The sequence below is a fragment of the Streptomyces sp. NPDC003456 genome (genome assembly GCF_042878735.1).
Classification (GTDB): Bacteria; Actinomycetota; Actinomycetes; order Streptomycetales; family Streptomycetaceae; genus Streptomyces.
In genome coordinates this window covers 407,338-430,471 of the sequence record NZ_JBIAOK010000001.1, presented here as the reverse complement: position 1 = coordinate 430,471, position 23,134 = coordinate 407,338, and the positions used below count along the sequence as shown (strand labels likewise).

Here is a 23,134-nt window from a genome sequence, read left to right as displayed (position 1 = left end):
TGGATTCAAGGTCCGCAGCAGGCAGCACCACTCTGCCGGCCTCTTACCTCGTGGTCGGCAGGGGGAGGGCGTCGGTGTAGGCGTTGACCGGGCGGGGGACCTTGCGGACGCTGTGGGCGTCCAGAGCGACCGGGGCGGACTTCGTGCCCAGGGTCCCCCCGGGGTGCCAGGTGCCCGTGACGGACACCCACGTGTCGGCGGGCAGTGCCGGAGCCCCGTGGATCCGCACCTTGACGGTCTGGGCGTCCGCGGCACAGCAGTTGAGGACGAGCCGCGTCAGGTACCAGTCGCCGCCCCCTCCGCCGGGGGTGACGAACCCGGTCATACGGACACTGCGCCCCTTGATGCCCTGCTCCCGGTCCTGCTGCACGCGACTGGTGAAATCGGTGAGGGTCAGGGGGACCGGTGAGGTCGCGGGAAGGGGATCGAAGTCGCTGCGCTCCTTCACCGGCCGCGGGGCCTCACGAGCCGCGGTGTACGCGCCGAGAGCCGGAGGGGCGTAGAAGAGCAGGCTCAGCGCGGGCAGGAGCAGCAGCCAGGCGACGCGGGGCATGCCGGAGTGGTCGTGACCGTCCCCGTCCCCGGGTTCGTGGGCCTCGCCCGGCTCGCCGTCCTTGCCCGGCCTCCGGAGCGAGACCGCCTCGGCCGCTCCCAGCAGGAGAAGCAGGAAACCGGACGCGATCAGGAACGGCCGCATCCCCTCCTTCACGTACCGGAGGTAGAGGTCGGTGAGGAGCGAGGCGTGCACCAGGCCGAGGCCGCTCAGGACCAGCAGGGACACCGGGAAAAGTCGTCTCACAGCACCACGGCTCCGATCAGAACGCTGCACAGGATCGCCACCACCGTGGTGGCGGCGCAGAAGCGGACGGCGAAGGCCCGGCCGAACGTGCCCGCCTGCAGGGCGAAGAGCTTCAGGTCGACCATGGGGCCGACCACCATGAACGTCAGGCGGGCGACCGGCGAGAAGCCGGTGAGCGAGGCAGCGACGAACGCGTCGGCCTCCGAGCACACCGACAGCACGACCGCGAGCCCGGCCAGGAAGAGCACCGACAGCCACGGAGAGCCGGAGAACACCTCCAGCAGCGAGCGCGGCACCGTCACGTTGAAGGTGGCCGCGGCCATGGCCCCCACGACCAGGAAGCCGCCCGCGTGCAGGAAGTCGTGCTGGAAGCCGCGCCGGAACTCCGTCCAGCGGCTGTGCCCCGGCCGGTGCCCGGTGTGCCGCACGGTCGGACGCAGCCACTTCTGCCGGCCGAAGCGCAGCCACAGCCAGCCCATCACGGCGGCGGTCGCGAGCGAGGCGAGCAGCCGGGCCAGCACCATGGCGGGGTCGCCGGGGAAGGCGATGGCGGTGGCGGTCAGCACCACCGGGTTCACGGCCGGGGCGGACAGCAGGAACGCGAACGCGGCGGCCGGGGTGACGCCACGGCCGATCAGACTGTTCGCGACGGGCACCGAGGCGCATTCGCACCCGGGCAGGACGACACCGGCGCCCGCTGCCACCGGAACCGCCAGCGCCGGGCGCTTCGGCAGCAGGCGGCTGAACACCCGCGCCGGCACGAACGCGTTGATGGCACCGGACAGGGCCGTCCCCAGCAGCAGGAACGGCATCGCCTGCACGGTGATGGCGAGAGCCACGGTCCGCCACGCCTGCACGGCGGGTGCGTCCGGCCGGCCACCGCCCACGAAGAGCACCACGTTCAGCAGGACGATCGCTCCCAGGAGCACCAGGAGCCCTGACCAGATCCGCTCCTCCATGGTCCGGACACCGGCTGCCTCGGCGACCGCTTCAGCCTCCTGGATACTTTCCTCTGTTCTGTGCACGCCAGCCCTGGATGTCGGATGTCGAAAGTGGGCTCGAATATAGCGGGCACGCGTTCCGGCACGGGGAAGGGTCCCGCACCACGACGTGATGCGGGACCCCGCTGTGCTGACGGCCGGGGGGGGGCAGGGCTCAGACGCCCGCGACCGACTGGATCCAGGAGCGGTACGCGGTCACGTTGGTGTAGGCGGTGGTCGTCTGGCGGTCGCTGGTGGAAGCCACACCGACCTGGACGCCGTTCGCCATCATCGGTCCGCCCGAGTCTCCGCCGGCGGTGATGCCGTCGCCGCGGCGGGCGCAGATGGCGGAACCGCCGTAGGCGTCGGAACACCCGCCGGTGACCGTGACGTTGGCGACCTTCAGGTAGCGCGACTGGCAGGTGGCCTCGGAGCCGCACTGGGAGGTGGCGCCCCAGCCGTACACCTGCACGCTCTGGCCGACGCGGACGGTGCCGGGCTGGCCGAGCCGTGCGTAGGTCGCCGACACGGAGCGGTCGAGGCGCACGAGCGCTAGGTCCGAGCTGTGGGTGTAGGTCTGGACGCCGTTGGCGAGGGTGCCGCCGCTGTGCTGGTCCAGGCTGCCGATGCGGAACGACAGTCCGCCGCCGGTGACGCAGTGCTTGGCGGTGAGGATCCACGTCGGCGCGATGATCGTCGCCGAACAGGTCTCCCTGCCGTTCGAGAACAGCCGCGCGGCCCAGGGGCCACTGCTGGCGTACGAGCCGCCGATGATGGGCTGCGGAGCCTTGGTGATCGGCGGCACCGGGGCCTCCGCCGCGGCGGCGCTGGGGGAGAGGAGTGCGAGGACGCTGACCGCTGCTGCGGCGAGAGCGGGCATGAGCCTTGATATGCGCAAGGTTCCTCGATTCGGGAGCCACGCCGGGTGGGCGTGTACGTGTGGGGGTCGACGGCCCCGCACCGGGGGCCGCCCCATGACGAACTCGCCCTCATGAGGCGCCTGTTCGTCACGGACGTCGTCCACCATCCCGGAGAGTCGTTGAACGCGGTAGAAACACTCGGTGATAACGCGGTGCTATGACCGGGCTCACCTGGGGGGCACCTCGGTGTGTCCGACGGAGAGGACCACCGGTGCGCGAACGCCCGGCGCCCCGCACCATGATCACTGCATGACTCATGGTGCGGGGCGCCGGGCGGGGCACCGCAAGCGCTTGGGACGTTCCAGGGGCCAGGGGCCGGCCGTACAGCCGGCGCCTGACGTCGGCTCAGGGGCGGAACGGTGCGGTCACGGCTTGAGGGCCAGACCACCGTGTTCGGCGATGACTTCCGGCGCAGGGTCCGTGGGGTCGGGCCGCCACAGGGGAACCGACACGACGCCGGGGTCGAGGAGCTTCAGGCCGTCGAAGAACGAGGTGATCTCGTCGACCGTGCGCAGCGTGTACGGGACGGCGCCGCTCTCGTTGTACGCGTCCTGGGCCTGCTCGAAGACCGGGTCGATGCCCCGCGAACCGTCGTTGATGGAGAGGTAGCTGCCGGACGGCAGTGCTCCCATCAGGCGCGTGACGATCGAGCGCGCCTGCTCGTGGTCCTGGATGTGCCCCAGGATGTTGCTGAGGATCAGGGCCGTCGGCCGGCTGAAGTCCAGGGTGTCGGCGGCGGCCGCCAGGATGCGGTCCGGGTCGTGCACGTCGGAGTCGACATAGGCGGTCGCCCCCTCCGGCGTGGAGTAGAGCAGGGCCCGGGCGTGCGCCAGCACCATCGGGTCGTTGTCGGCGTACACGATCCGGGACTCCGGGGCGACCCGCTGGGCGACCTCGTGGGTGTTGTCGGCGGTCGGAAGCCCCGTCCCGATGTCGAGGAACTGGCGGATACCCGCCTCGGCGGCCAAGTACGTGATGTTGCGGCGCAGGAAGGCGCGACTGCTGCGGGCGATGGTCACGATGCCGGGGAACACGGCGGTGTAGGCATCGCCGGCCTGCTCGTCGACCGGGTAGTTGTCCTTTCCGCCCAGCCAGTAGTTCCAGATACGGGCCGAATGCGGCACGGAGGTGTCGATGTTCTGGTGCGCCGGCGATCCGGACGTGCTCGCATGGTCGGTCATGTCTACCGTCTGTCTTTCAGCTGAAGCGGGCAGTTCGGATCACAACATATGTCCTGAACCCCCTGCTCCGTAAGGCAGTTCACCTTTCCGGTGGGACCGGGCGGCAGCCCCGGACCGGTTCCTCGGGATCGTCCGGCCGATGGTCCGCGTGCGGTGCGCCTGTCGCGCGGCGGGCGGTGAGGCCGGCAGCGGTCGGCACGCCCCGCGACGAGCTGCCGTCCGCGCTCAGCGCGGTCGTCCGCACGGGGCGATGACGTCCGTGTCCTCCCACCACGACCGCCACAGACGACGGCCAGGGTGCGGAGGCCGGGCAGCACATGGCGCGAGACCGGGGTCGAGCAGAGGGAGTCCCGCCGGCCTCCTGGTGTGTGCGCCGGTCGGCTTGCGGCGGACGTGGGTGCCGGCCGTGCCGATCGCCGCTCGCACCGCCCGTTCGATCAGCGAGATGCCGCGCCGCTTCGACGGGTTGCCGCTGCTGAGAGCGGAGATCAGGTACCGGTGCCCGTCCACCGTCACCAGTCCGATGCTGTTGATGACCCACAGCCCGGTTGCGCTTCGCTGCACCCAGCCGTTCTTGAGCGACCAACGGGAGGACGCCGCCGACACGCCCCAGTCCTGGCCCTCCGTGATGTCGCGCATCAGCGTGCGGATGAAGGCGCGGGATGCGGGCTGCAGCCCTTGCCGCGTGCGGGCGGAGTGCGCCGACGAGGCGGGGAAGATCGACTGCAGCAGGCGGATCTGGTCCTCGGCAGTCGTCGTGGTGAGGCCCCAGTGACCGCCGGGGCCGCCCTGGGTGGAGGAGAGCCCCAGGCGCTCGTTCGCCGCGTCGAGGCCCTCTCTCTCGCCGATCACCCGCCACAGCCAGTCCGCCGCGTCGTTGTCGCTGGTCTCGATCATCAGCTCGGCGGCTCGGCGCTCCTCGCCTGTCAGTCGCCGGCCTTCGTCCTGCGCCTGCAGCAGCAGCGCCGCGAGGATGTTCACCTTGCTGATGCTCGCCGTGTTGAACGACGCGTCGCCCCGGTAGGACGCGACGTCGCGGTGGACGCAGTTCAGGTCGCGCACGGCCAGAGCCAATCGGGTCTCACCGCGCCCCGCTGCCGGCCGAAGCACCCGCGCGAGAGCCGCGCTCAGGTTCTCGGACGGCTGCCCCGCCAACGCGACGGCGGGCGCCTGGCTGCGCACGGGTGGCGTCGGCACCTCGCCGGGTGTCGCAGGGGAAGAACAAGCGGCGATCGATGCCATGACCGCGGCGGTGGCGCAGGCGGCCAGCGCGGGCGGGCGCAGGGCCGGGCAGCGGGGTCTCTCGACTTCCTCGTACGTCGCGCTGAATCGTCCGTCGGGCATGGCAGCCAGGCCTCGGTATTCCGGTGGGGGAGGGGGCGGTGGCTTCGATAAATATGACATATCGGTCAGGTGTGCAATGATCCACACCGAGGTAAGGCCGAAGGTCAGGCCCCCGGTCCATCGCATTGCGCGATCGAACGGGAACGGTCGCACCAGGGCCACGACCGGTCACCGCACCACAACCCTTTGGGTCACTCGCGGGTCCAGTTGAACGACAGACTTATCCTGGCCCAACTTTCGGAGTCATTCGTGCCTCACCCCAAGAGCCGTCGCGGCGTCGCACGGTGCGCGGCGCTGGTCGCCCTGGTCACCGCGCCCATGGTCCTGTCCGCCGGTCCGGCCGCCGCCGCGCCGCAGACCCCTGTGGTGGACTTCAACGGCGACGGCTACGCCGACCTCGCGGTCAGCGCTCCCTACGCCACCGTGTCGGGCGTCCACCAGGCCGGTTACGTGTCCGTCGTGTACGGCTCCTCGGCCGGCACCGACACCGCCCACCCGCAGCTGATCACGCAGGCCACCAACAGCGTGCCCGGCGACCTCATGGAGTACGGGACCTTCGGCGTCAGCACCGCCGCCCGCGACCTCGACGGCGACGGGTACACGGACCTGGTCGTCGGCAGCTACTACACCCCGATGGTGCTGTGGGGCTCCGCACACGGCCTGAGCGAAGGCGCCGCGCTCGGCGACGCCGCCTACCGGGTGGCCGCCGGCGACATCGACGGCGACGGCCACGCCGACGTCATCGCCAACGCCAACGGCAACCTGGAGGTCCGCTTCGGCCCCTTCACCCGGGCCGGGGTGCCCGCCCGGACGAACACGCTGGAGATAGCGGACGAGTCCGGTCCCCAGGACATGGCCGTCGGGGACATGAACGGTGACGGCAAGGATGACGTCGTCACCACGAACGGCTTCGAGGAGATGCAGTTCAAGTCCCGCTACTACAAGGGCACGTCGACGGGACTCAGCTCGACGTTCAAGAGCACCGGCTACTACACCGTCGGCGGCGTCGTGGCCGATGTGAACCGGGACGGTTACGGGGACTTCGTGGCCCGCCAGGTCGACCAGGTGTCGGAGATGATGGACTACGACGCGGGCGCGGTCCGCGTCGTCTACGGCTCGGCGAACGGGCCCTCCACGCGCACCGCCAGGATCACGCAGAACACGGCGGGTGTCCCCGGCACCGACGAGGCGGGCGACAACTACCGCAACTTCGGCGACCAGTTCGGCTACGCGCTCGCCGCGGGCGACGTGACCGGCGACGGCTACCCGGACATCGCGGTCGGCGTGCCCGGTGAGGACGTCGGCTCGGTCCGCGAGGCGGGCGCGGTGGTCCTGCTCAAGGGCGGCGCGTCCGGCCTGACCGGTTCGGGCGCCCAGGCCTTCCACCAGTCCACCTCCGGCGTCCCCGGCGTCTCCGAGACGAGCGACAACTTCGGTCGTACGGTCCTGCTCGCCGACGTCAACGACAACAACCGGGCCGACCTCGTGGTGGCCGCCCCGCTGGAGGACAACACCTACAAGGACTCGGGGGCGGTCTGGGTGCTGCGCGGCTCGAAGGCGGGCGCGACGACCACCAACATCACCTCGTTCGGCCCCGGTTCGCTCGGCGCGCCGCAGAAGGAAGCACTGTTCGGACAGCGACTCGCCCGCTGATCGACCGGCCCGACAGGACCGGCGCCTCGGCCCACCGGCCCCGGGGGACCTGAGCCCCGGCCCCCCGCACAAACGCCGGCAGGACCGACGCGCCGGCCAGGTGCACCATCTGATGCGCAGGGCGGCCGCAATCACCGACCCCGAGTCTCGTCCGTACGGGCGAGACTCGCGGTCGGGGCATGCCTTGACCGTGCCACCGTTGGTGGGCGTGAGCGCCACCAGTATGGGCAGAGGACGGTGCGATATTCTTGGGATCGAGGCGAGAGATGTCCCGGCCGTAGAAGGCCTGCGGCACATCCAGCGTCACACTGCCCGGGTTAGCGGCCGTCTTCACCACGCGGGCGTCCTCGACCGTGTCGGTGCACTGATCGCTGCTCAGAGGGACGCTCGGTGGCATACGGGCCGAAGCTGAGAAACCCGGGACCGTCCTGGACGGTGTTCGCCGACCAGGACCCATCAGGCTCCGCCCGGCCTATCTGGTGTCCCATCGCGCCGTCCTGACCACTCCAGGACATGTTCGAGGTAACACGTCGACAGGCATGTACGGCTCACGTGACGTACGTGATCACTCGGACCAACACAGGGCAGCGTCACCAATTTGACTGTCCGTCATGTACCGCGTGGTCGGTGTGCGGTTGATCTGCCGCAACGCGCAGGGCACAGCTCAGTACGTGTCGGGGAGAGACCGAGGGCATGTTCAGCCGGTGATCGTGAACCGAACGTGCGCGGATCACCGATAAGAAGAGTATGAGAACCACACGTTCGCCTTCGGACGGCGAGGAGGACGACGCAGCCTTGCTCCGCGCGGTAGCCGGGGGTGACGCTCGGGCGCTCGGGGTGCTGTACGACCGGCACGCCGGCTGGCTGCACTCCCGCCTGTCACGACGCTGCGACGACCCGGAGGTGGTCCGGGACGTACTGCAGGAGACCTTCGTCACGGTGTGGCGCTCCGCCAGGTCCCATCGTGGCACTGAGACAGGCGGGTGGCTGTGGGTGATCGCGGCTCGTCGGTTGATCGACGCCCAACGGTCGAGACCGCGAGAGGAACCCGTGATCGATGACATGGCAGGCATGGCGCCGTCGGCAGAGGAGCGTGTGTTGTCCGGGCTGGAGTACGGCGACGTGGGTGCCGCTCTTGAGCGCATACCCCGTGAGTTGCGAGAAGTGCTGCGTGCGACGGTCGTGGACGGACTGAGCACGCGTGAGGCCGCCCGACTGCTCGGCATACCGGAAGGGACGGTCAAGTCCCGTGCGCTGCGTGCTCGCCGCGAGCTGCGCAAGGCCCTGGCCGAGGCCGTCTCCGTCACTCGACCGCGGGAAGGCATGGCATGACCGGATGGCATGTGAGTGAGGTGCTCGCGGCCGACTACGCCGCGGACACGGCATCAGAGCTGGACGCCTGGTCGCTGGAGAAGCACGTGGAGTCGTGTCAGGAGTGCGCGGCCCGTGTCTCATGGCACGTTGCCGCCGGGTCTGACGGTGCGGTCGTCGCCGACGTGCGGGCGATGGTCCTGGCCGAGGCGCAGGCATACGGGCGACCGGGCCGCTTCGGATCGATGGTTCGTGTGTACTGGGCGGTCGGCCCTGCGCTTCGGGGACCGTGGCTGCTGGCCCTGCTCTTCGTGATCGCGGGGACCTTCGGTCTCGCCTTCGGTGCGGGTTACGCGCACGCTCGCCCGGTCCTCCTGGCGCTTGCGCCGACGCTGCCCTTGGCCGGTGTGGCGCTCTCGTACGGCCGGCACGCGGACCCGATGTACGACCTCGTCGCCTCGACCCCGGCGAGTGGGTTGTATCTGCTGCTGGCACGCACCGCGGTGGTGCTCGCGGTGAGCATCCCGCTGCTGACGGCTGCCGGTGCGCTGCTCCCGGCGGACGCGGGAGGCCCGGGACTTGCGACGTGGCTGCTTCCTGCGCTCGCCCTCACGCTGGCGGCTCTTGCGCTCGGCTCCTACGTGGGCTGTTACGTCGCCGCCTCGATCCTGGCGGCTTGCTGGACGGCCGCCGTGATGGCGCCCCGCTTCGACGCCTTGTCCATGAACCTGAGCGACCGGCTGGACCTGCTTGTCTCCGGCACCGGAGCCCAGAGCGGGTGGGCGATCGGCGCCGCAGTGTGCGCGGGAGTGCTGGTGCTGCGACGTGCTTCATTCGACTACCGGGAGAACCTGTGAGCCCATCAACCACAAGGCTGACGCACGCGGTTCGCGTCAGCGGCCTCACGGTCCGGCACCGACGGCACGTCGCTCTGGATGCCGTCGATCTGCACTTCGGCACGGGCGTACACGGCCTCCTCGGCCCCAACGGAGCCGGCAAAACTTCCTTGATGCGGGTACTGGCCACCGTCGCTTCTCCGACGAGCGGCAGGGTGGAAATCCTGGGCCAGGACATGGGCACGCACCACGGCAGGACACAGGCCAGGCGCAAACTGGGTTATCTGCCCCAGGAGTTCGGCTACTACCCCGGTTTCACCGTGCGGGAATTCGTGACGTACATGGCCTGGCTGAAAGAGGTGCCTGCGGCCTCCATGGCGGCAGCAGTGGAACATGCCGTGGAACGTGTCGGGCTGGCCGACCGCCTCGACACCAAGATCAAGACGCTGTCGGGCGGAATGGTGCGGAGGGCTGGAATAGCGCAGGCCCTCGTCAACGAACCGGAACTCCTGCTCCTCGACGAACCCACCGCCGGGCTCGATCCCGAACAGCGAGTGGAGTTCAGAGCATTGCTGCGAGACGTCGGCACCACTGCCGCGGTCATCGTCTCGACTCACATCGTCGAGGACGTCGCGGCTGCCTGCTCGGAGGTGACCCTGATGGAGTCCGGGCGAGTCGCCTATCGCGGGACGACAGCCGAACTGACGGCTATCGGTATGGACGCCGAGCACGAGGCGGCAGGCAACCCCATCGAGCGCGGCTACACGACGGTGCTGCAGGCCCAACGCCGCGAACGCAGGAACGCGGCGCCCGGGCCCGGGGGAGCGCGATGACCGAGACGGCAGACCGTCGGAGCCCGGTCTTCTCAGCGGAAGCCGGATCACCGCTGCGCCACCCCTTGCGCAGCGAACTCCGCCGCGGTACCGGGCCTTGGACCGGAGCGATCATCGCCGTGCTCGTGGTCACCGTCATGGCGGCCAAGGCGAACGAAGCGGGGGGCTGGCAGAACCGGTGGACGGACACCACGGATCTGCTGCGCGTCACCGGCACCTTCCTCGGCGGCCCCGTCACCGCCGCCCTGGGGTGCTGGCACGGGGGCAGGGAACGCCGTGCTCGCATGACGGAACTGCTGGCCTCCTGCGCGAGATCTCCGTTGCGGCAGACACTGCTCGCCGCGGCGCCGGCCGTCGTGTGGCCCGCTGTCGGCTACCTTGCCGCGGCCTCCTGCTGCCTCCTGGCCACCTGGCCGTACGCAGGGTACGGGCACCCCTTTCTCTCCTTGGTGCTGGCGGACGCGGCAGCGCTGGCCTCGCTCGGCGCAGTGGGCTTCGTTCTGGGAAGGGTGGTTCGCTGGCGCCTTGCTGCTCCGGCTGCTGCCGTCTGCCTCTATCTGGCCTTCAGCTTCACCTACGAGTTGAAACGCTTCGGCTGGCTCAACCCCTCGTTCCCCCACGACTACACCTGGGACCGACCGGCATGGTGGTTCGGCCCCTCGTCCATGCTGTGGACGGGAGGGCTCGCGGCTGCCTCGCTGCTCGCGTACGCCGCCCGACGCCGCACAGTGGCGATCATCCCGCTTGCTCTGGCGGGAGGTGCCGCCTTGCTCATCGTCGTGAACGGATCTCCCTGGCAGCCTGATCACTCGGCTTCCCGCCTCATGTGTGATCAGGGGAGGCCGCAGGTGTGCGTGAGAGCAGTCGACCACAAGCTCCTGAACGACACCTCAGACGCTCTGCAGGACCTCAACGCACGCCTTCGGGGAGTCCCTGGCGCCCCTCTTCGCTGGGTCGACGGCGCGTCCCGGCCGACCCGCCGGGACGCCGTACTTCCCTCTCCGGCGGCAGAAGCCACACGCAACAAAGTGGGCGACCCGGCCGAGTATGCCACCGCAGCGGCCATGAACCTCTTCGCTGACACCTGCTCGAACAGCGACTTCGAGCATCCGGACTTCCAGAGGGCGTCCGATGTCAACAGCGCGGTCATCGAATGGCTGGCACCCTCCCGGATCCAATCCGCGATCCTCACTCCAGAGGCGCATCGCCTCGTCGATCGGCTGCGAACGAAGAGCCGGGAAGAGCAGAAGGTCTACCTGCAACGGTACTTCGCGGCCGACCGTTGCGACCCGACGGCGGTTCCCCTGCCATGAAGTTCTCCCTCCTCTACAGCCGCTCGCGTGCACTCCCGAGCATCGCCACAGCGCTCGTGGGCATCGCGGTGCTGGCTGCCCTCTTCGCCCACGTGCTGCAACAGCAGCTTGACGCCGACCACACGTCGCGCCTGCCGGTGACCGTCTTCGCGCCACTCCTGGCCGCGGCCGCGATCGGGACGAGTCTGTCCACACCGAGCGACGAACTGGATCGCACCGCCGTCAGACGGTGGGCGACGCGCCGCCTGCTGCACGTAGGTGTGCTGACGGGCCTGACCGCGGCCCTGCTCGCCGGCTCCGTCCCCGGTGACCCCCACGCGTACGGAGCCGGTGCGATGGTGCGGAACCTCGTGGGAGTGACCGGTGTGACGGTGGCGGCGTCGGTTCTCCTCGGAGCGCGCCGGAGCTGGCTGCCCGTGACCCTCTATGTGGGCCTGACGTACCTGCTCGCGCCCCCGGGCCCGCACGGCACCGTGTGGACCTGGTACACGCAGCCGGGCAGCGACTCCGGTTCCTGGGCAGTGGCAGCGACCGCTTTCGTGACCGGTACGGTGCTCCACTCCTGGCGCGGCAGCCGTGCGGAGGGATAGTGCCGGAGGAACCCTCATCTGCATGATCGGCTTCGCCCTGCTGCCGACCTGCCCGCCCCGGCTTCTCGACAAGAGCCACGGCTTCGTCGACACGATGGCCCAGTACAGTTCGTAGGGATGGTGGGGCGGTGCGGCGAGCGCACCGCGGGGCATGGGGACATGACCAAACCAGTACGCGGCCATGCCACGTCTGCACGTGGGCTGGGCGTTGTGGTGCGGGGTGATGCTCTGACAGTGCGGACGAGGGCGTTCAGCCCGAACGGCTGCCGTGCTCTATCCCCTGCGACGACGATCGTGGTGATGGGCACGGCGAACCACTACTTCCTCGACGCGGTCGCAGGTGTCGCCGTCATGGGCGTCGGGCTGCTCCTGACGCCGCGCCTGATGCGCCACACCGACCGGGTCGAAACCCGGTTCCTCCCCACGCTCGTGAGGAGTCGGTGCGGCACCCGCTCCGGCACGCCGGACGCCGGACGCGGAGGCCGGATGCGGGAGATCCGTGGGTGAACGACTCCCGGGGCAGCGCCGGGACGAGAGGCGCGGCTTGATCGATGGTCTGTCACGGACGAGGAATTCATGCGTGCCGCCGTCGCGACCGAGGCCGGGGCTGTGAGGCCTCGGCACGGACCCAGGCGTCCAATTCCACTGTCAGATCCTCGCCCGACGGACCGCACAGCGAGGCGGCTGCCCGGCCGGGCAGCCGCCTCGCTCGGCGCGTCTCGGCGCAGCCACGCGTGTCCGGTGCGAGACCCGGGTCAGGCCGTGCGTGTCGTCGCCGTGGCGTCCGGGGCGGAGGCCGGTCCGGAGGCCGGTCCGGGGGCCGCGTGGTGGAGCCAGCACGCCACGGACCGGCCCGGCGTCGCCTCCGGTGCGGCCAGCGGCGGGACGTGACGGTCGCACGGGTCGAACGACTGCCCGCAGCGCGGGTGGAACACACAACCCGAGGGCATGGCGGCGAGGTGAGGCGGCGAGCCCGGGATGCCCGTCAGCTCCCGGCGCGGACCGTGCAGAGCCGGGAAGGAGTGAAGCAGCCCGTCGCTGTAGGGGTGGTGCGGGTCCCGGTAGATGTCCGCGGCGCTCGCCTGCTCGACGATGCGGCCGCCGTACATGATGGCCACGCGGTCGGAGAACTCGATCAGCAGCGAGATGTCGTGCGTGACGAAGACGACCGAGAAGCCCAGTACCTCACGGAGCGCCGCGATCTTCCGCAGGATCTGGCGCTGCATCACCACGTCCAGGGCCGTGGTCGGTTCATCCATGATCACGATCTCCGGTTCCAGGGCCATGGCCATCGCGATCATCACGCGCTGGCGCATGCCGCCGGACAGCTGGTGCGGGAAGGCACCCAGCCTGTCGCGGGAGATGCCGACCAGGGCGAGCAACTCCCCGGCCCGCGCCGTGCGCTGGGCCGCCGACATCCTTGGCCGGTGTGCCGCGAGGACATCCGTCAGCTGGCTGTGCACCGTGTGCACGGGATTGAGCGCGTTCATCGACCCCTGGAAGACGATGGACAGCTCCTGCCAACGGAACGCGCGCAGCTGACGCGGCGTCAGCGCGAGGATGTCCACCGGGCCTGCGCCGTCCTGCGGCGGGTGGTAGCGGACGTCGCCGCCTGTGATCACTCCGGGCGGGGAGAGCAGACGGGTCACGGCGTAGGCGAGCGTGGACTTGCCGGAACCTGACTCGCCGGCGAGGCCGAGGATCTCGCCGCGGTGCAGAGTGAGGTTGATGTCGCGCAACGCGTGGACCGCGGCAGGACCCGTGCCGTAGTCGACGTGCAGTCCGCTGATGGTCAGAACGGGGCGCCTGGTCACGCGTGGGGCTCCTTGTGCTGCGGGCGGTCGGGTATCGGCATGCCGCCGGGGGCCGCGTCGTCCGGCTCTCCGGCGCCGTTCGCCGGCCCCGTGCGGGCCACCGGCGTGAAGCCCACCCGCATCCGGACCTTGCGGGACGCGCCGGTCGCGGTGCGCAGCCGCGGGTTCACGAACTCGTCGATGCCGAAGTTGATCAGAGCCAGGGCCGTGCCGAGCAGGGCGATGCACAGTCCGGCGGGTACGAACCACCACCATGCGCCCTGTGCGAGCGCCTGGTTGGACTGCGCCCAGAAGAGCACGGTCCCCCAGTTCCAGTGGGAGATGTCGGCCACGCCGATGAAGGCGAGGGTGATCTCCAGCAGAACGGCGAAGATGACGGTGCCGATGAAGCCGGAGGCGATGACCGCGGTGAGGTTCGGCATGATCTCGAAGACGATGATGCGCCAGGTGGGTTCACCGGTGGCGCGGGCCGCCTCGACGTAGTCCCGCCGCCGCAGCGACAGGGTCTGGGCGCGCAGCACACGGGCGCCCCAGGCCCAGGAGGTGAAGGCGATCACCACGGCGATCAGCAGGTCTCCCGCGTCCGTGACGAAGCTGGCGATGATGATGACCAGGGGCAGTGCCGGGATGACGAGGAAGATGTTGGACAGCGCCGACAGTATTTCGTCGGCCGCGCCGCCCAGGAAGCCGGCGCTGACGCCGATCAGCACGGACAGGACCGTGGCGAGGAACCCGGCGAGGAAGCCCACGACGAGCACGCCCCGGGTCCCGACGAGGATCTGGGACAGCACGTCCTGACCGGTGTGCGTGGTGCCGAACCAGTGATCGCCCGACGGCGGCTGGAGCAGCGCGTCACTCATCGCGTCGGGGTCGTAGGGGGCGATCCACGGCCCGATGACGGCGAGCACCGTGAAGAATCCGAGGATCGAGAGGCCCGTGAGGGTCTTCCTGCCGCGCAGGAATCGCAGCCGGGCACGCTTGGCGCCTGCCGGAGCCGGAGCGGGAGGCGCCTCGGGGACGGTGATCTCGGTGGAGGGGAGTGACACGGCTCAGGCCTCCTTTCTGGTGCGCGGGTCCAGGAGCATGTAGACCAGGTCGGCGAGGAGGTTCGCCGCGAGGACCGACAGCGTGATGATCAGGAAGACGCCCTGCATCAGCGGGTAGTCCCTGGCCCCGACCGCCTGGAAGAGCTGGAAGCCGATGCCCGGATAGGAGAAGACCATCTCCACCAGCAGCGTGCCGCCGACGACGAAGCCGAGCGAGAGGGCGAACCCGGAGATGTTGGGCAGGATCGCGTTCCGCGCGGCGTAGGAGAACATCACGCGGCGCTCCGACAGTCCCTTGGCCTGCGCCACCATCACGTAGTCCTCGGACGAGACGGTCACCATCATGTTGCGCATGCCGAGGATCCAGCTGGCGACGGCACTGAGGATGATGGTGAGGGCGGGCAGGAAACCGTGGTACAGCGCGCTGGAGACGAACGGTACGTCGAAGGCCGGGACCAGCGCGTTGTCGTAGCCGCCGGCAGCCGGGAAGACCGGCCACTTCACGGCGAACACGGCGATGAAGATGAGACCGAGCCAGAAGTAGGGGATGGAGGAGACGAAGGTGGTGACGGGCAGCAGGCCGTCCATCCACGAACCACGCCGCCAGCCGGTGTAGATGCCCAGGCCGGTGCCGAGCCCGAAGCTCAGCAGCGTGGTGACGCCCACCAGCACCAGTGTCCAGGGCAGTGACTGCGAGATGACCTCGCTGACGGGCGTGGGGAAGAAGGTGAAGGACAGGCCCAGGTCGCCCCGCAGGAGTTGGCCCCAGTAGTCCAGGTACTGCTGCCAGAGCGAGCGCTTCTCGTCGATGCCGAAGAGCACCTCGATCGAGGCGATGGCACTGGTGTCGAGCTGCCCCTTGAAGCGGGTCAGCAGTGCCTGGAGCGGGTCGCCCGGCATCAACCGCGGGATCAGGAAGTTGATGGTGATCGCCGCCCACGCGGTGACGGCGTAGAAGAGGATGCGCTGGAGGACGAATTTCACGGGGCCGCTGCCTCCGTCATGGTCTCGGCCGCGCCGGAGGCCGAGGTGCCGGCCGACGGAGCGGCACCAGGGATCCCGGTGCTGACGGGGCGGTCCTCGTACAGCCAGCACGCGGCCCACTGGCCGTCGTTGCCGATCTCGAAGCGGGGCGGGAGTTCGGTGCGGCAGCGCTCCATCGCCTTGGGGCAGCGCGGGTGGAAGCGGCATCCCTCCGGCGGGGAGATGAGCGACGGGGGCTCGCCGCTGCCGGTCTCCTCCTGCTCCCGCGGGTCGGCGATGCGGTCGGGGTCGGGGGCCGAGGCGATCAGCAACTGGGTGTACGGGTGTGCGGGCCGCTGGGTGACCGTCTCACTGTCGCCGCCCTCCACGAGGCGGCCCGCGTACATGACGAGGGTCGTGTCGGCGAAGTAGCGTGCGGAAGCGATGTCGTGCGTGATGTAGAGGATGGCGAGCCGCAGTCGCTCCTTGAGGTCCCGCAGCAGGTTGAGGACGCCGAGGCGGATGGACACGTCGAGCATGGAGACCGGTTCGTCCGCGAGGAGCACCTTCGGATCGGCGCCCAGCGCCCTGGCGATGGCGACGCGCTGGCGCTGGCCCCCCGACAACTCGTGCGGGAACTTGTCCACGTACTCGTGCGGAGGGCTCAGCTGCACCCGCTCGAGCAGTCGGTACACCTCCGCGTCGGTGGCCCGCTTGCCGTGGATCCGCAAGGACCGGGTGAGGTGGTAGCGCACCGTGTGGACCGGGTTGAGCGAGGCGAACGGGTCCTGGAAGATCAGCTGTACCTGACGTGCGTAAGCGCGGAACGACCGGCCCCGCCCGGCCGTGACCGGGACGCCGAGAAGCCGGATCTCACCCTGGGTGAGGGGATGGAGCTGGGACAGCAGGCGGGCCACCGTCGACTTGCCCGAACCCGATTCCCCCACCAGGGCGGTGACGCTGCCGCGTCGTAGGCACAGGGAGATGTCGTCGACCGCCCGGACGGCACGGTGCCGGCGGCCGAAGACTTCGCGGGCGGTTCGTCTGACGGGGAAGTGCTTGGTGACGCCGCGTGCTTCGAGCACGGTGTCGCCCGCCTCGCCGGGACGGGTGCCGGAGCGCGGCGCCGCGTCGTGTTCGTGGTCGCTCATCGGCCGGTCCCCTCTCACTTGGCGGGCTTGAGGCGCAGCACGATGTCCAGCGCGTTGGGCTGGGTCGGCTGCGGGGGGCCGTACGGGTCGGACTCGTCGGGCCAGCCCACCCAGTTCTTCGTGGAGTACTCGGCTCCCAGGTGCGCCCCGGCCGTGGGGATGACCGGCACTTCCTCCACCATGATCTTCTGCAGGGTGTGGAGCGCCGTGGTGCGCGTGGAGTCATCGGTGGCGTTGGCGTACTCCTTGAGCGCCTTCGTCGCCCGAGGACTGTCGAAACGCCCGTAGTTGCCCAGCGAGGCGCTCTTGCCGACGGGCTGGAGCAGCGCGCCGTCCATGATGTTCTGGTACATGTCGTACGGCGTGGCACCACTGTTCGTCCAGTGGAGCGTGGCGTCGAAGTCACCGTTGGCCACACTGGCGGTCCATACCTCGGCGCTCTGGGTCTTGACCTTCGCGTCGATGCCCAGGGGCTTGATGTTGCTCTGGATGATCGACAAACCGGTGACGTAGTCGTTCCAGCCTGCCGGGTCGGTGAGGGTGAGCTTCACGGCCTTGCCTGCGGGGTCCTTCAGCACGCCGCCGGCCAGGCGGTATCCGGCCCGCTCCAGGAGCTTCTTGGCGCCGGCCACGTCCGGCTTGTTCGTCCTGCTCTTGTACTCGGGGGCGAGGAAGGGCTCACCCGCGGGCAGGGGTATCCCGGTCGGATTGGTGATCTCCGGGTAGAGCGAAGCCTGCGCCTGGACGTGGATGGCCCTGCGATCGATCACCATGGCCATCGCCTTGCGCAGCGCCGGATCGCTCAGCGGCCCCCTCGTGGTGTTCAGCCACAGGCCGTGTATACCGATCCCGGCGGGGAACCAGAGCTTGTGGTGCGCCGGGTCCTTGGCGACGTACAGCTGCTCGTGGTTCGGAATGAAGACGTTGGACCATTCCGACTTGCCGTTGGCGAGAGCCGTGGTCTGCGCGCTGTTGTCGTTGTGGGAGGTGAAGCGGAGTTCCTTCACCCGCGTCTTGCCCTTCCAGTAGGAGGGCGCCGCCTGGAGCGTGGTGGTCTGCGGTGTGAACGTCTTGAGCGTGTAGGGGCCGGAACCGAGAGGCTTGCGGTTGGGCCAGGTGGCCGGGTCCTCGACGGTCTTCCAGATGTGCTTGGGCACGATGAGCGTACGCAGGATCTTGCTCTGGTTGACGAACTGCGATTCCGCGAAGGTGAGGACGACCTTGCCGGCTTCTACGGCCACTCCGCCGTAGGTGACGCCGTAGACGTTGAGTGCCGGGTACTTCTTGATCAGGTCGAAGGTGAACGCCACGTCCTCGGCGGTCAGCGGCTTGCCGTCGGACCATTTCGCACGCTCGTCCACGGTGATGGTGACCTTGGTGAAGTTCCCGTCCCACTTCCAGTCCTTCGCCAGCCAGGGCGTGCCCTTGCGCTCCGGCCGGATGTCGTTCGGCATCACCAGCGGCTCGTAGATCATGTGGCGGTAGCCCAGATTCGCGGCGGCCGACGTGCCGAGGAATGGGTTGCTGTTGTCGGTCTGCGGACCGCTGACCACGCCGATGTCGAGGACGCCGGCGGTGCTGCCGCGTGACGAGCGGTTGGCGTCGGAGTTGGCGGAGGAACATCCGGTGACCAGGGCCGCCACGACGGTCGCGGCGCTCAGCGCCCGGAGGGTGTGCTGTGCTGACACGGTGACTCCAGTGAGGAAGGTGCAGATCGTTCTCGGATGGAATGGCGCCATTTCGGGTGGGGGTGTCGAGCCCGGCGTCAGGCCGCCTCGGCGAGCAGCAGCACGACCTGGAGCGGACACAGTGGGGGAAGGGTGATGCCGATGTGGGCGAGCGCCGCGCCGGACATCAGCGAGCCCTCTTCGGGGAGCGGAGGGATGTCATCGGCGCGTGAGACCGCTGCCTGTGCCGCAGGCCGTACGGCCCGGATCCGGTACTCCTTGTCCGGGAGCAGTCCGGGGATGGTCAGCCGCGGGGAGGTCGTGTTGAGTCCGTCCTCGAACTGGACGTGCGCCATGAGGGCGGCCGAGTGGTCGTGGGCGATGACCCCGTGGGTCCACGCGCGCTCGTCGCTGGTGTCGCCCCGGACGGTCCGGCCGCCGTGCAGCAGAGTCCGGTGCTCCTTGTAGAGGCGGACCCAGTCCTTGAGGACCGCCCGGTCCTCGGTGCTCGCCTCCCGGATGTCCCACTCGATGCCGAAGTGCCCGAAGAACGCGGTCGCTGCCCTGAAGTCCAGGGGCATGTAGCGGCCCGTGTACAGGGAGAACGGTGCGGCGACGTGAGCACCGAGGTACTCCGGGGGCAGCAGCTGGCCCGTCCAGCGCTGGATGGAGTGGCGGGCCAGTGCGTCGGTCATGTCGGAGGTCCACACCCGCTGGACGCGCTGGAGGACCTCCAGGTCGATACGGGCGCCGCCGGCCGAACACGACTCCCACTCCACCCGCGGATGGCGTCGGCGCAGTTCGTCGAGCAAGGCGTAGTAGGCGACGGTCTGCGCGTGGATCACCGGCGCGCCGCCGGTCCGCCCCGAACCCCCGTCCAGCACCGCACGGTTGTGGTCCCACTTCACGTAGGAGATGTCGTACTCGGTGAGCAGGGTGTCGATGCGCTCCACCAGGTACCGGACCACCTCGGGTCGCGAGAGGTCCAGGACCAGCTGGTTGCGTTCCAGCAGTGGTGTCCGTGACCCGGTGGACACGATCCACTCAGGGTGCTCGCGGTACAGGTCCGAGTCCTGGCTGATCATCTCCGGCTCGAACCAGAGGCCGAACTCCATGCCCAACTCCCGGACGCGGTCGACCAACGGAGTGAGCCCGTGGGGGAAGACGCCCTCGTCGACCCACCAGTCGCCCAGGCCGGCCCGGTCCGATCGCCGGCCGCGGAACCATCCGTCGTCCAGGACGAAGCGCTCGGCGCCCACCTCGGCGGCGAGTTCGGCCAGTTCGATCAGCTCGGTCGTGTCGTGCCGGAACCGGACCGCTTCCCAGACGTTGAAGTTGACCGGCCGTGCGGAGCCGGGGTGTGCGGGCAGGGACCGCAGGTACTCGTGGAACCGTGCCGCCAGCCCGTCGAGTCCCTCGTCCGAGGCGGCTACGTAGACCCACGGTGTGCGGTAGCTCTCGTCCTGGGCGAGGACCACCTCCCCCGGAAGCAGGAGCTCACCGCCGCCGATCGTCAGGATGCCGTCCAGGAGCTCCGTGCGATGTACATGGTTGCCGCTCCAGCCGACGTGGACACCCCACACCTCGCCGGTGGCGAATCCGAAGCCCTCAGTGCCGACGATGTTGAGCGTCGCCGCATCGTGAGCCGTCTTGCCCCTGCGGTTCTCCCGCAGCCACAACCCGTCGATCACCTTCCGGCGCTGGGGGGTCCTCTCGTGCAGGATCCGCCCCGTGAAGTCGAGCCCCTCCCGTGCCCGGGACGGCACCGGGACGACGACGTCCAGATGGTCCACCACATAGGCGCCGGGGCCGGTGTTGGTGAGCGCGTGCCGCACCCTCAGCGCCCCGCCGGGCAACGACTCGACCTCGGTGACCAGGGCCAGCCCGGCGACGTCGTCCCTGGCCCGCAGCGTGAGGGCCGAAGCCTCGACCAGCGCGCTGTCCAGGGTGAACGCCGGGGCCCAGTCCCGGCCGGCCGGCGGAGTTCCGGCGGCTTCCGCCAAGCGGTGACCGCCCAGTCCGGGACGTCCGAACCAGCCGCGCCAGTGCTCCGGCAGCAGCGGTACCGCGGAGTCGGAGGAGGCTGCCCGCTCTCCTTGCTCCGCGTCCCAGGCGACTCCGTCCTGGCCGGGGGCGGTGCCGCACCACAGGACGGCGGGCAGTTCGTCGGAGGTCTGACTCAGAAGCAGTGTGGTGCGCCGTTGCGCGACGGCCTCCACCGCAGGGAACAGCAGCGGGAAACGCGCGGTACCCGATCCGGGGTCGAGGCGAGGAGAAGGGACGGAGTCCACGGAACTGACCACTTTCGTAAGAGGGAAGGGGTGCTCGGCGTCGGCGCTCCCACGGTGCCTCCCGGCAGTCGCCCGGACGGTGAGCAGGACGACTGCCGGGACGACGCCACGACCGGGTCGTGGTGTCAGTGCCTGGTGTAGTGCCTTCTGAACTCGTACGCGCCTCGGTCCCAGCCGGTGCCCAGCGGCCGTGGCGTACCCGCGTGATCGGTGCGGGTGCTCGTGGCGACGCCGCTGTCGATGGCGGGAGAGCCGGCGGCGAGCCGGAAGTCGGCGTGCCGGCTGTCCGTGCCGGGGGCCACGAGCCTCGGATCGGCGATCACGTCGTGCGGACCCCGGACCATGGGAGCGGTGCCGCCGTAGTAGATGTTGTAGTCGTACACGACGTCGGTGTTCTCGAAGGTGAAGTTGGTGGGCTTTCCCGGTCGTGCCACCGAGATGTTGTTCAGGAGCCGGACGTTCGAGCTGTGCCAGGCTCCGATGTTCGGGTAGTTGATCTCCCTGCCGCGTGAGTTCATGTAGGCGGTGTTGTGGACGATGTCCACGTTGGCGGAGCTGAAGGAATGGATGCCCGAACCGCCGTTGTCGAAGGCCAGGTTGTTCTCGACCAGGATGCGGCCCTTGTACGGGGTGCCGGTGCCCCCACGGTGCAGGGTCTGGTCCACGATGATCCCGTTACCGTCGGAGTAGCATGAGCACACGTACCACTTGACCTTGCTCTCGTTGTCGTGGACGACGTTCTTCCGGATGATGATCTTGTAGCCGGGCTTGTCGTCCACGTCCACGGGGGTGAGCACGGAGATACCGCTGGTGGCGAAAGCCGAGTACCAGGCGTTCGAGTGAACCCTGTTGTGCTCGATGAGGAGGTGGTCGGCGTAGGTGCTTCCCACTCCCGCGCCCGGGCAGTCCCAGATGTGGTTGTTGCGGACGGTGACGTGGTGCGAAGTGCGGCCGGAGGCGGAGTCCTCCCGTATGTAGATGCAGTTGGTGTTGAAGGCCGGCCCGGTGGGCTTGGAGCCGACCTCCGCGTCCTCCAGTCGCAGGTTGTCGCTGTCGCCGCGGATGTCGAGGCCGGTGATCGTGATGTACGACGCTCCGATGAGGACGATCCCGTTCCAGCCGGTCACCGGCGCGATGACCGGCTTGTGCCCCGGAAGAGGCCGATAGGTGATCGGCTTGCCCGGCGCGCCCGACCGCGTGACCTGGACGACTCCTTCAGGTGTGACGTCGCGGTACGTCCCGTTCATGATGTACACGGTGTCGCCGGGAAGGGTCTGGTCCGCTGCCTTCTGAATGGTCTTGAACGGTCTGCTCGCCGAACGCCCGTCATAGGTGTCCGACCCCATGGAACTGCTGACGTAGTAGGCGCCCGGGGCGGCCGTGGCCGAGGGGGCGGTGGTGAGGAGAGCGGCGAGGAGCAGCAGTGCCACTGTGAGTACACATGGCCAAGTGAAGGTGTGGGGTTTCGTCATGGCTGGTTCTTTCCTCCTGAGTGGAGACAGTCAGGGCCGAACGAGCGTTCCTCCTTCGGTAGTGCGGGCTCGCAAGGGCGTCCCGATGGGGTCGCAAGGAGCGGCGGTGACGTCCTCCCTGCCATGAGCCACCCGGGTGGCGTGTCAGCGGCCGATTCCGATGCGTTCGCTCTGGCGCGGCGGGAGAAAGGCCACCGGTCCCGCGGACCGATGCGGCATCCCGTTCCAGCCACGAATGCCATCGGTGTTTGTCGCGTACGGGCCGTGCTTCAGTTCATGCGTGAATTCGTGGCATGGCCGTCCCTCATCGTTGCCGCCTTTCCGCTGCCCATGAGAATCGGTCGCGCCCATTCCCGTGACCCGCGCTCCCCCGGGGGTCTTGCACGGGGAGCAGGCGGGTGGCTGACCGCCGACCACCGCCATAGAACCGCTGTTCGCCTGCAGGTTCTACCTGATGGCTCCTTCGACCTTCCTGAATCCTCAGGTGCCCGGAGCGCCGAGTCCTCGGGGCTGCGTCCGCGTGGTGGCATGCATAATCGGTGCCCGTACCGCGCGCTCGCCGATATGGCGACATCGCGGTGCGTCTCGCCGTGGGCGGTTAGCCGAATTTCCTTATGAGACGGCGGAGCGAACACCTTCGCCAGGTGCTGATCGAGTGCGCCGGAATTACATGCTTCACCGCGTCCTTGCCGCCGATTCGGGGAGCGGGGGGAATTCCGGTGGTCGGCGACGCGACCACCCCCTCGCACCTCGGCAGCCGCCGGCGAGGAAGCGCCGCGACGGCCACCCCGTCCATGCCGGGCATCCGGGTGTCCATCGGGACCGCATCGAGGCAGTGCCGCACGGCCCTCTGCACGGCCTCGACTCCGTTTTGCGCGCTGCCCAGCAGCTGCCGAGACGGTGGCGCAGCCCGTCGCCGTGGGTGGCGCCGGCTGTGCGCGGCAGCGTTACGTGCTCGTCGCCGTCGGAT

Annotated in this window: 18 protein-coding genes and 1 pseudogene; 7 read left to right on the top strand and 12 right to left on the bottom strand. The window is 69.3% G+C overall.

Features of this window, described 5'->3' with window-relative positions:
• Positions 1-43: 43 nt before the first annotated feature.
• The 5 genes from ACFYWG_RS01545 to ACFYWG_RS01525 form a co-directional block, all read right to left on the bottom strand.
• Complete coding sequence (locus ACFYWG_RS01545) at positions 44-799, bottom strand: TIGR03943 family putative permease subunit (RefSeq protein ID WP_389198578.1); 756 nt, start codon at positions 797-799, stop codon at positions 44-46.
• Positions 796-1,758 carry a permease gene (locus ACFYWG_RS01540; protein WP_389198576.1) on the bottom strand — a complete coding sequence of 321 codons (963 nt, stop codon included), beginning with the start codon at positions 1,756-1,758 and terminating at the stop codon, positions 796-798. Before ACFYWG_RS01540 ends, ACFYWG_RS01545 begins: the two co-directional genes overlap by 4 nt.
• Positions 1,759-1,954: 196 nt before the next feature.
• A complete protein-coding gene (locus tag ACFYWG_RS01535; protein ID WP_376330758.1) occupies positions 1,955-2,659 on the bottom strand; it encodes a trypsin-like serine protease in 705 nt (234 codons plus the stop codon).
• A gap of 405 nt (positions 2,660-3,064) precedes the next feature.
• Complete coding sequence (locus ACFYWG_RS01530) at positions 3,065-3,880, bottom strand: SAM-dependent methyltransferase (protein ID WP_383511442.1); 816 nt, start codon at positions 3,878-3,880, stop codon at positions 3,065-3,067.
• 225 nt (positions 3,881-4,105) lie between these two features.
• Positions 4,106-5,224 carry a serine hydrolase gene (locus tag ACFYWG_RS01525; protein ID WP_389198573.1) on the bottom strand — a complete coding sequence of 373 codons (1,119 nt, stop codon included), beginning with the start codon at positions 5,222-5,224 and terminating at the stop codon, positions 4,106-4,108.
• Positions 5,225-5,473: 249 nt separating this feature from the next.
• Here ACFYWG_RS01525 and ACFYWG_RS01520 point away from each other — a divergent pair, with 249 nt between their 5' ends.
• The 7 genes and pseudogenes from ACFYWG_RS01520 to ACFYWG_RS01490 all read left to right on the top strand — a co-directional run.
• Positions 5,474-6,877, top strand: coding sequence for an FG-GAP-like repeat-containing protein (locus tag ACFYWG_RS01520; RefSeq protein ID WP_389198571.1), 1,404 nt, complete (start codon positions 5,474-5,476; stop codon positions 6,875-6,877).
• A 747-nt stretch (positions 6,878-7,624) separates the two neighbouring features.
• Positions 7,625-8,209 carry an RNA polymerase sigma factor gene (locus ACFYWG_RS01515; RefSeq protein WP_389198569.1) on the top strand — a complete coding sequence of 195 codons (585 nt, stop codon included), beginning with the start codon at positions 7,625-7,627 and terminating at the stop codon, positions 8,207-8,209.
• Positions 8,206-9,045, top strand: a complete 840-nt coding sequence (locus tag ACFYWG_RS01510; RefSeq protein WP_385413547.1) for a zf-HC2 domain-containing protein — start codon at positions 8,206-8,208, stop codon at positions 9,043-9,045. The genes ACFYWG_RS01515 and ACFYWG_RS01510 overlap by 4 nt, the downstream gene beginning before the upstream one ends.
• Positions 9,042-9,857: an ABC transporter ATP-binding protein gene (locus ACFYWG_RS01505; protein ID WP_389198567.1), complete on the top strand. Its 816-nt coding sequence runs from the start codon at positions 9,042-9,044 to the stop codon at positions 9,855-9,857. Before ACFYWG_RS01510 ends, ACFYWG_RS01505 begins: the two co-directional genes overlap by 4 nt.
• Positions 9,854-11,170: a hypothetical protein gene (locus ACFYWG_RS01500; protein WP_389198565.1), complete on the top strand. Its 1,317-nt coding sequence runs from the start codon at positions 9,854-9,856 to the stop codon at positions 11,168-11,170. Before ACFYWG_RS01505 ends, ACFYWG_RS01500 begins: the two co-directional genes overlap by 4 nt.
• Positions 11,167-11,760 (top strand): hypothetical protein, encoded by a 594-nt coding sequence (locus ACFYWG_RS01495; protein ID WP_389198563.1) that lies wholly within the window; start codon positions 11,167-11,169, stop codon positions 11,758-11,760. Before ACFYWG_RS01500 ends, ACFYWG_RS01495 begins: the two co-directional genes overlap by 4 nt.
• A 10-nt stretch (positions 11,761-11,770) precedes the next feature.
• Positions 11,771-12,373: pseudogene (locus tag ACFYWG_RS01490) on the top strand (phosphatase PAP2 family protein); the annotation flags it as partial.
• A gap of 142 nt (positions 12,374-12,515) precedes the next feature.
• Here ACFYWG_RS01490 and ACFYWG_RS01485 read toward each other — a convergent pair.
• The 7 genes from ACFYWG_RS01485 to ACFYWG_RS01455 form a co-directional block, all read right to left on the bottom strand.
• Positions 12,516-13,574 (bottom strand): ABC transporter ATP-binding protein, encoded by a 1,059-nt coding sequence (locus tag ACFYWG_RS01485; RefSeq protein ID WP_389198561.1) that lies wholly within the window; start codon positions 13,572-13,574, stop codon positions 12,516-12,518.
• Complete coding sequence (locus ACFYWG_RS01480) at positions 13,571-14,620, bottom strand: ABC transporter permease (RefSeq protein ID WP_389198559.1); 1,050 nt, start codon at positions 14,618-14,620, stop codon at positions 13,571-13,573. Before ACFYWG_RS01480 ends, ACFYWG_RS01485 begins: the two co-directional genes overlap by 4 nt.
• Before the next feature lie 3 nt (positions 14,621-14,623).
• The gene (locus tag ACFYWG_RS01475) at positions 14,624-15,604 is read right to left on the bottom strand and encodes an ABC transporter permease (protein WP_389198557.1); all 981 of its coding nucleotides are present in this window, start codon (positions 15,602-15,604) and stop codon (positions 14,624-14,626) included.
• Positions 15,601-16,734: an ABC transporter ATP-binding protein gene (locus ACFYWG_RS01470; RefSeq protein ID WP_389198555.1), complete on the bottom strand. Its 1,134-nt coding sequence runs from the start codon at positions 16,732-16,734 to the stop codon at positions 15,601-15,603. The genes ACFYWG_RS01475 and ACFYWG_RS01470 overlap by 4 nt, the downstream gene beginning before the upstream one ends.
• A 14-nt stretch (positions 16,735-16,748) precedes the next feature.
• Positions 16,749-18,473 carry an ABC transporter substrate-binding protein gene (locus ACFYWG_RS01465; protein WP_389198553.1) on the bottom strand — a complete coding sequence of 575 codons (1,725 nt, stop codon included), beginning with the start codon at positions 18,471-18,473 and terminating at the stop codon, positions 16,749-16,751.
• A 26-nt stretch (positions 18,474-18,499) separates the two neighbouring features.
• Positions 18,500-20,692, bottom strand: coding sequence for an alpha-galactosidase (locus ACFYWG_RS01460; RefSeq protein ID WP_389198551.1), 2,193 nt, complete (start codon positions 20,690-20,692; stop codon positions 18,500-18,502).
• Between the two features lie 125 nt (positions 20,693-20,817).
• The gene (locus tag ACFYWG_RS01455) at positions 20,818-22,122 is read right to left on the bottom strand and encodes a right-handed parallel beta-helix repeat-containing protein (RefSeq protein WP_389198549.1); all 1,305 of its coding nucleotides are present in this window, start codon (positions 22,120-22,122) and stop codon (positions 20,818-20,820) included.
• Positions 22,123-23,134 lie beyond the last annotated feature (1,012 nt).

Coding starts and splice junctions, on each gene's coding strand:
- ACFYWG_RS01540 (WP_389198576.1), bottom strand. CDS start 1,758: ATGGAGGAGCGGATCTGGTCAGGGCTCCTGGTGCTCCTGGGAGCGATC.
- ACFYWG_RS01535 (WP_376330758.1), bottom strand. CDS start 2,659: ATGCCCGCTCTCGCCGCAGCAGCGGTCAGCGTCCTCGCACTCCTCTCC.
- ACFYWG_RS01530 (WP_383511442.1), bottom strand. CDS start 3,880: ATGACCGACCATGCGAGCACGTCCGGATCGCCGGCGCACCAGAACATC.
- ACFYWG_RS01525 (WP_389198573.1), bottom strand. CDS start 5,224: ATGCCCGACGGACGATTCAGCGCGACGTACGAGGAAGTCGAGAGACCC.
- ACFYWG_RS01515 (WP_389198569.1), top strand. CDS start 7,625: ATGAGAACCACACGTTCGCCTTCGGACGGCGAGGAGGACGACGCAGCC.
- ACFYWG_RS01510 (WP_385413547.1), top strand. CDS start 8,206: ATGACCGGATGGCATGTGAGTGAGGTGCTCGCGGCCGACTACGCCGCG.
- ACFYWG_RS01500 (WP_389198565.1), top strand. CDS start 9,854: ATGACCGAGACGGCAGACCGTCGGAGCCCGGTCTTCTCAGCGGAAGCC.
- ACFYWG_RS01495 (WP_389198563.1), top strand. CDS start 11,167: ATGAAGTTCTCCCTCCTCTACAGCCGCTCGCGTGCACTCCCGAGCATC.
- ACFYWG_RS01470 (WP_389198555.1), bottom strand. CDS start 16,734: ATGAGCGACCACGAACACGACGCGGCGCCGCGCTCCGGCACCCGTCCC.
- ACFYWG_RS01465 (WP_389198553.1), bottom strand. CDS start 18,473: ATGGCGCCATTCCATCCGAGAACGATCTGCACCTTCCTCACTGGAGTC.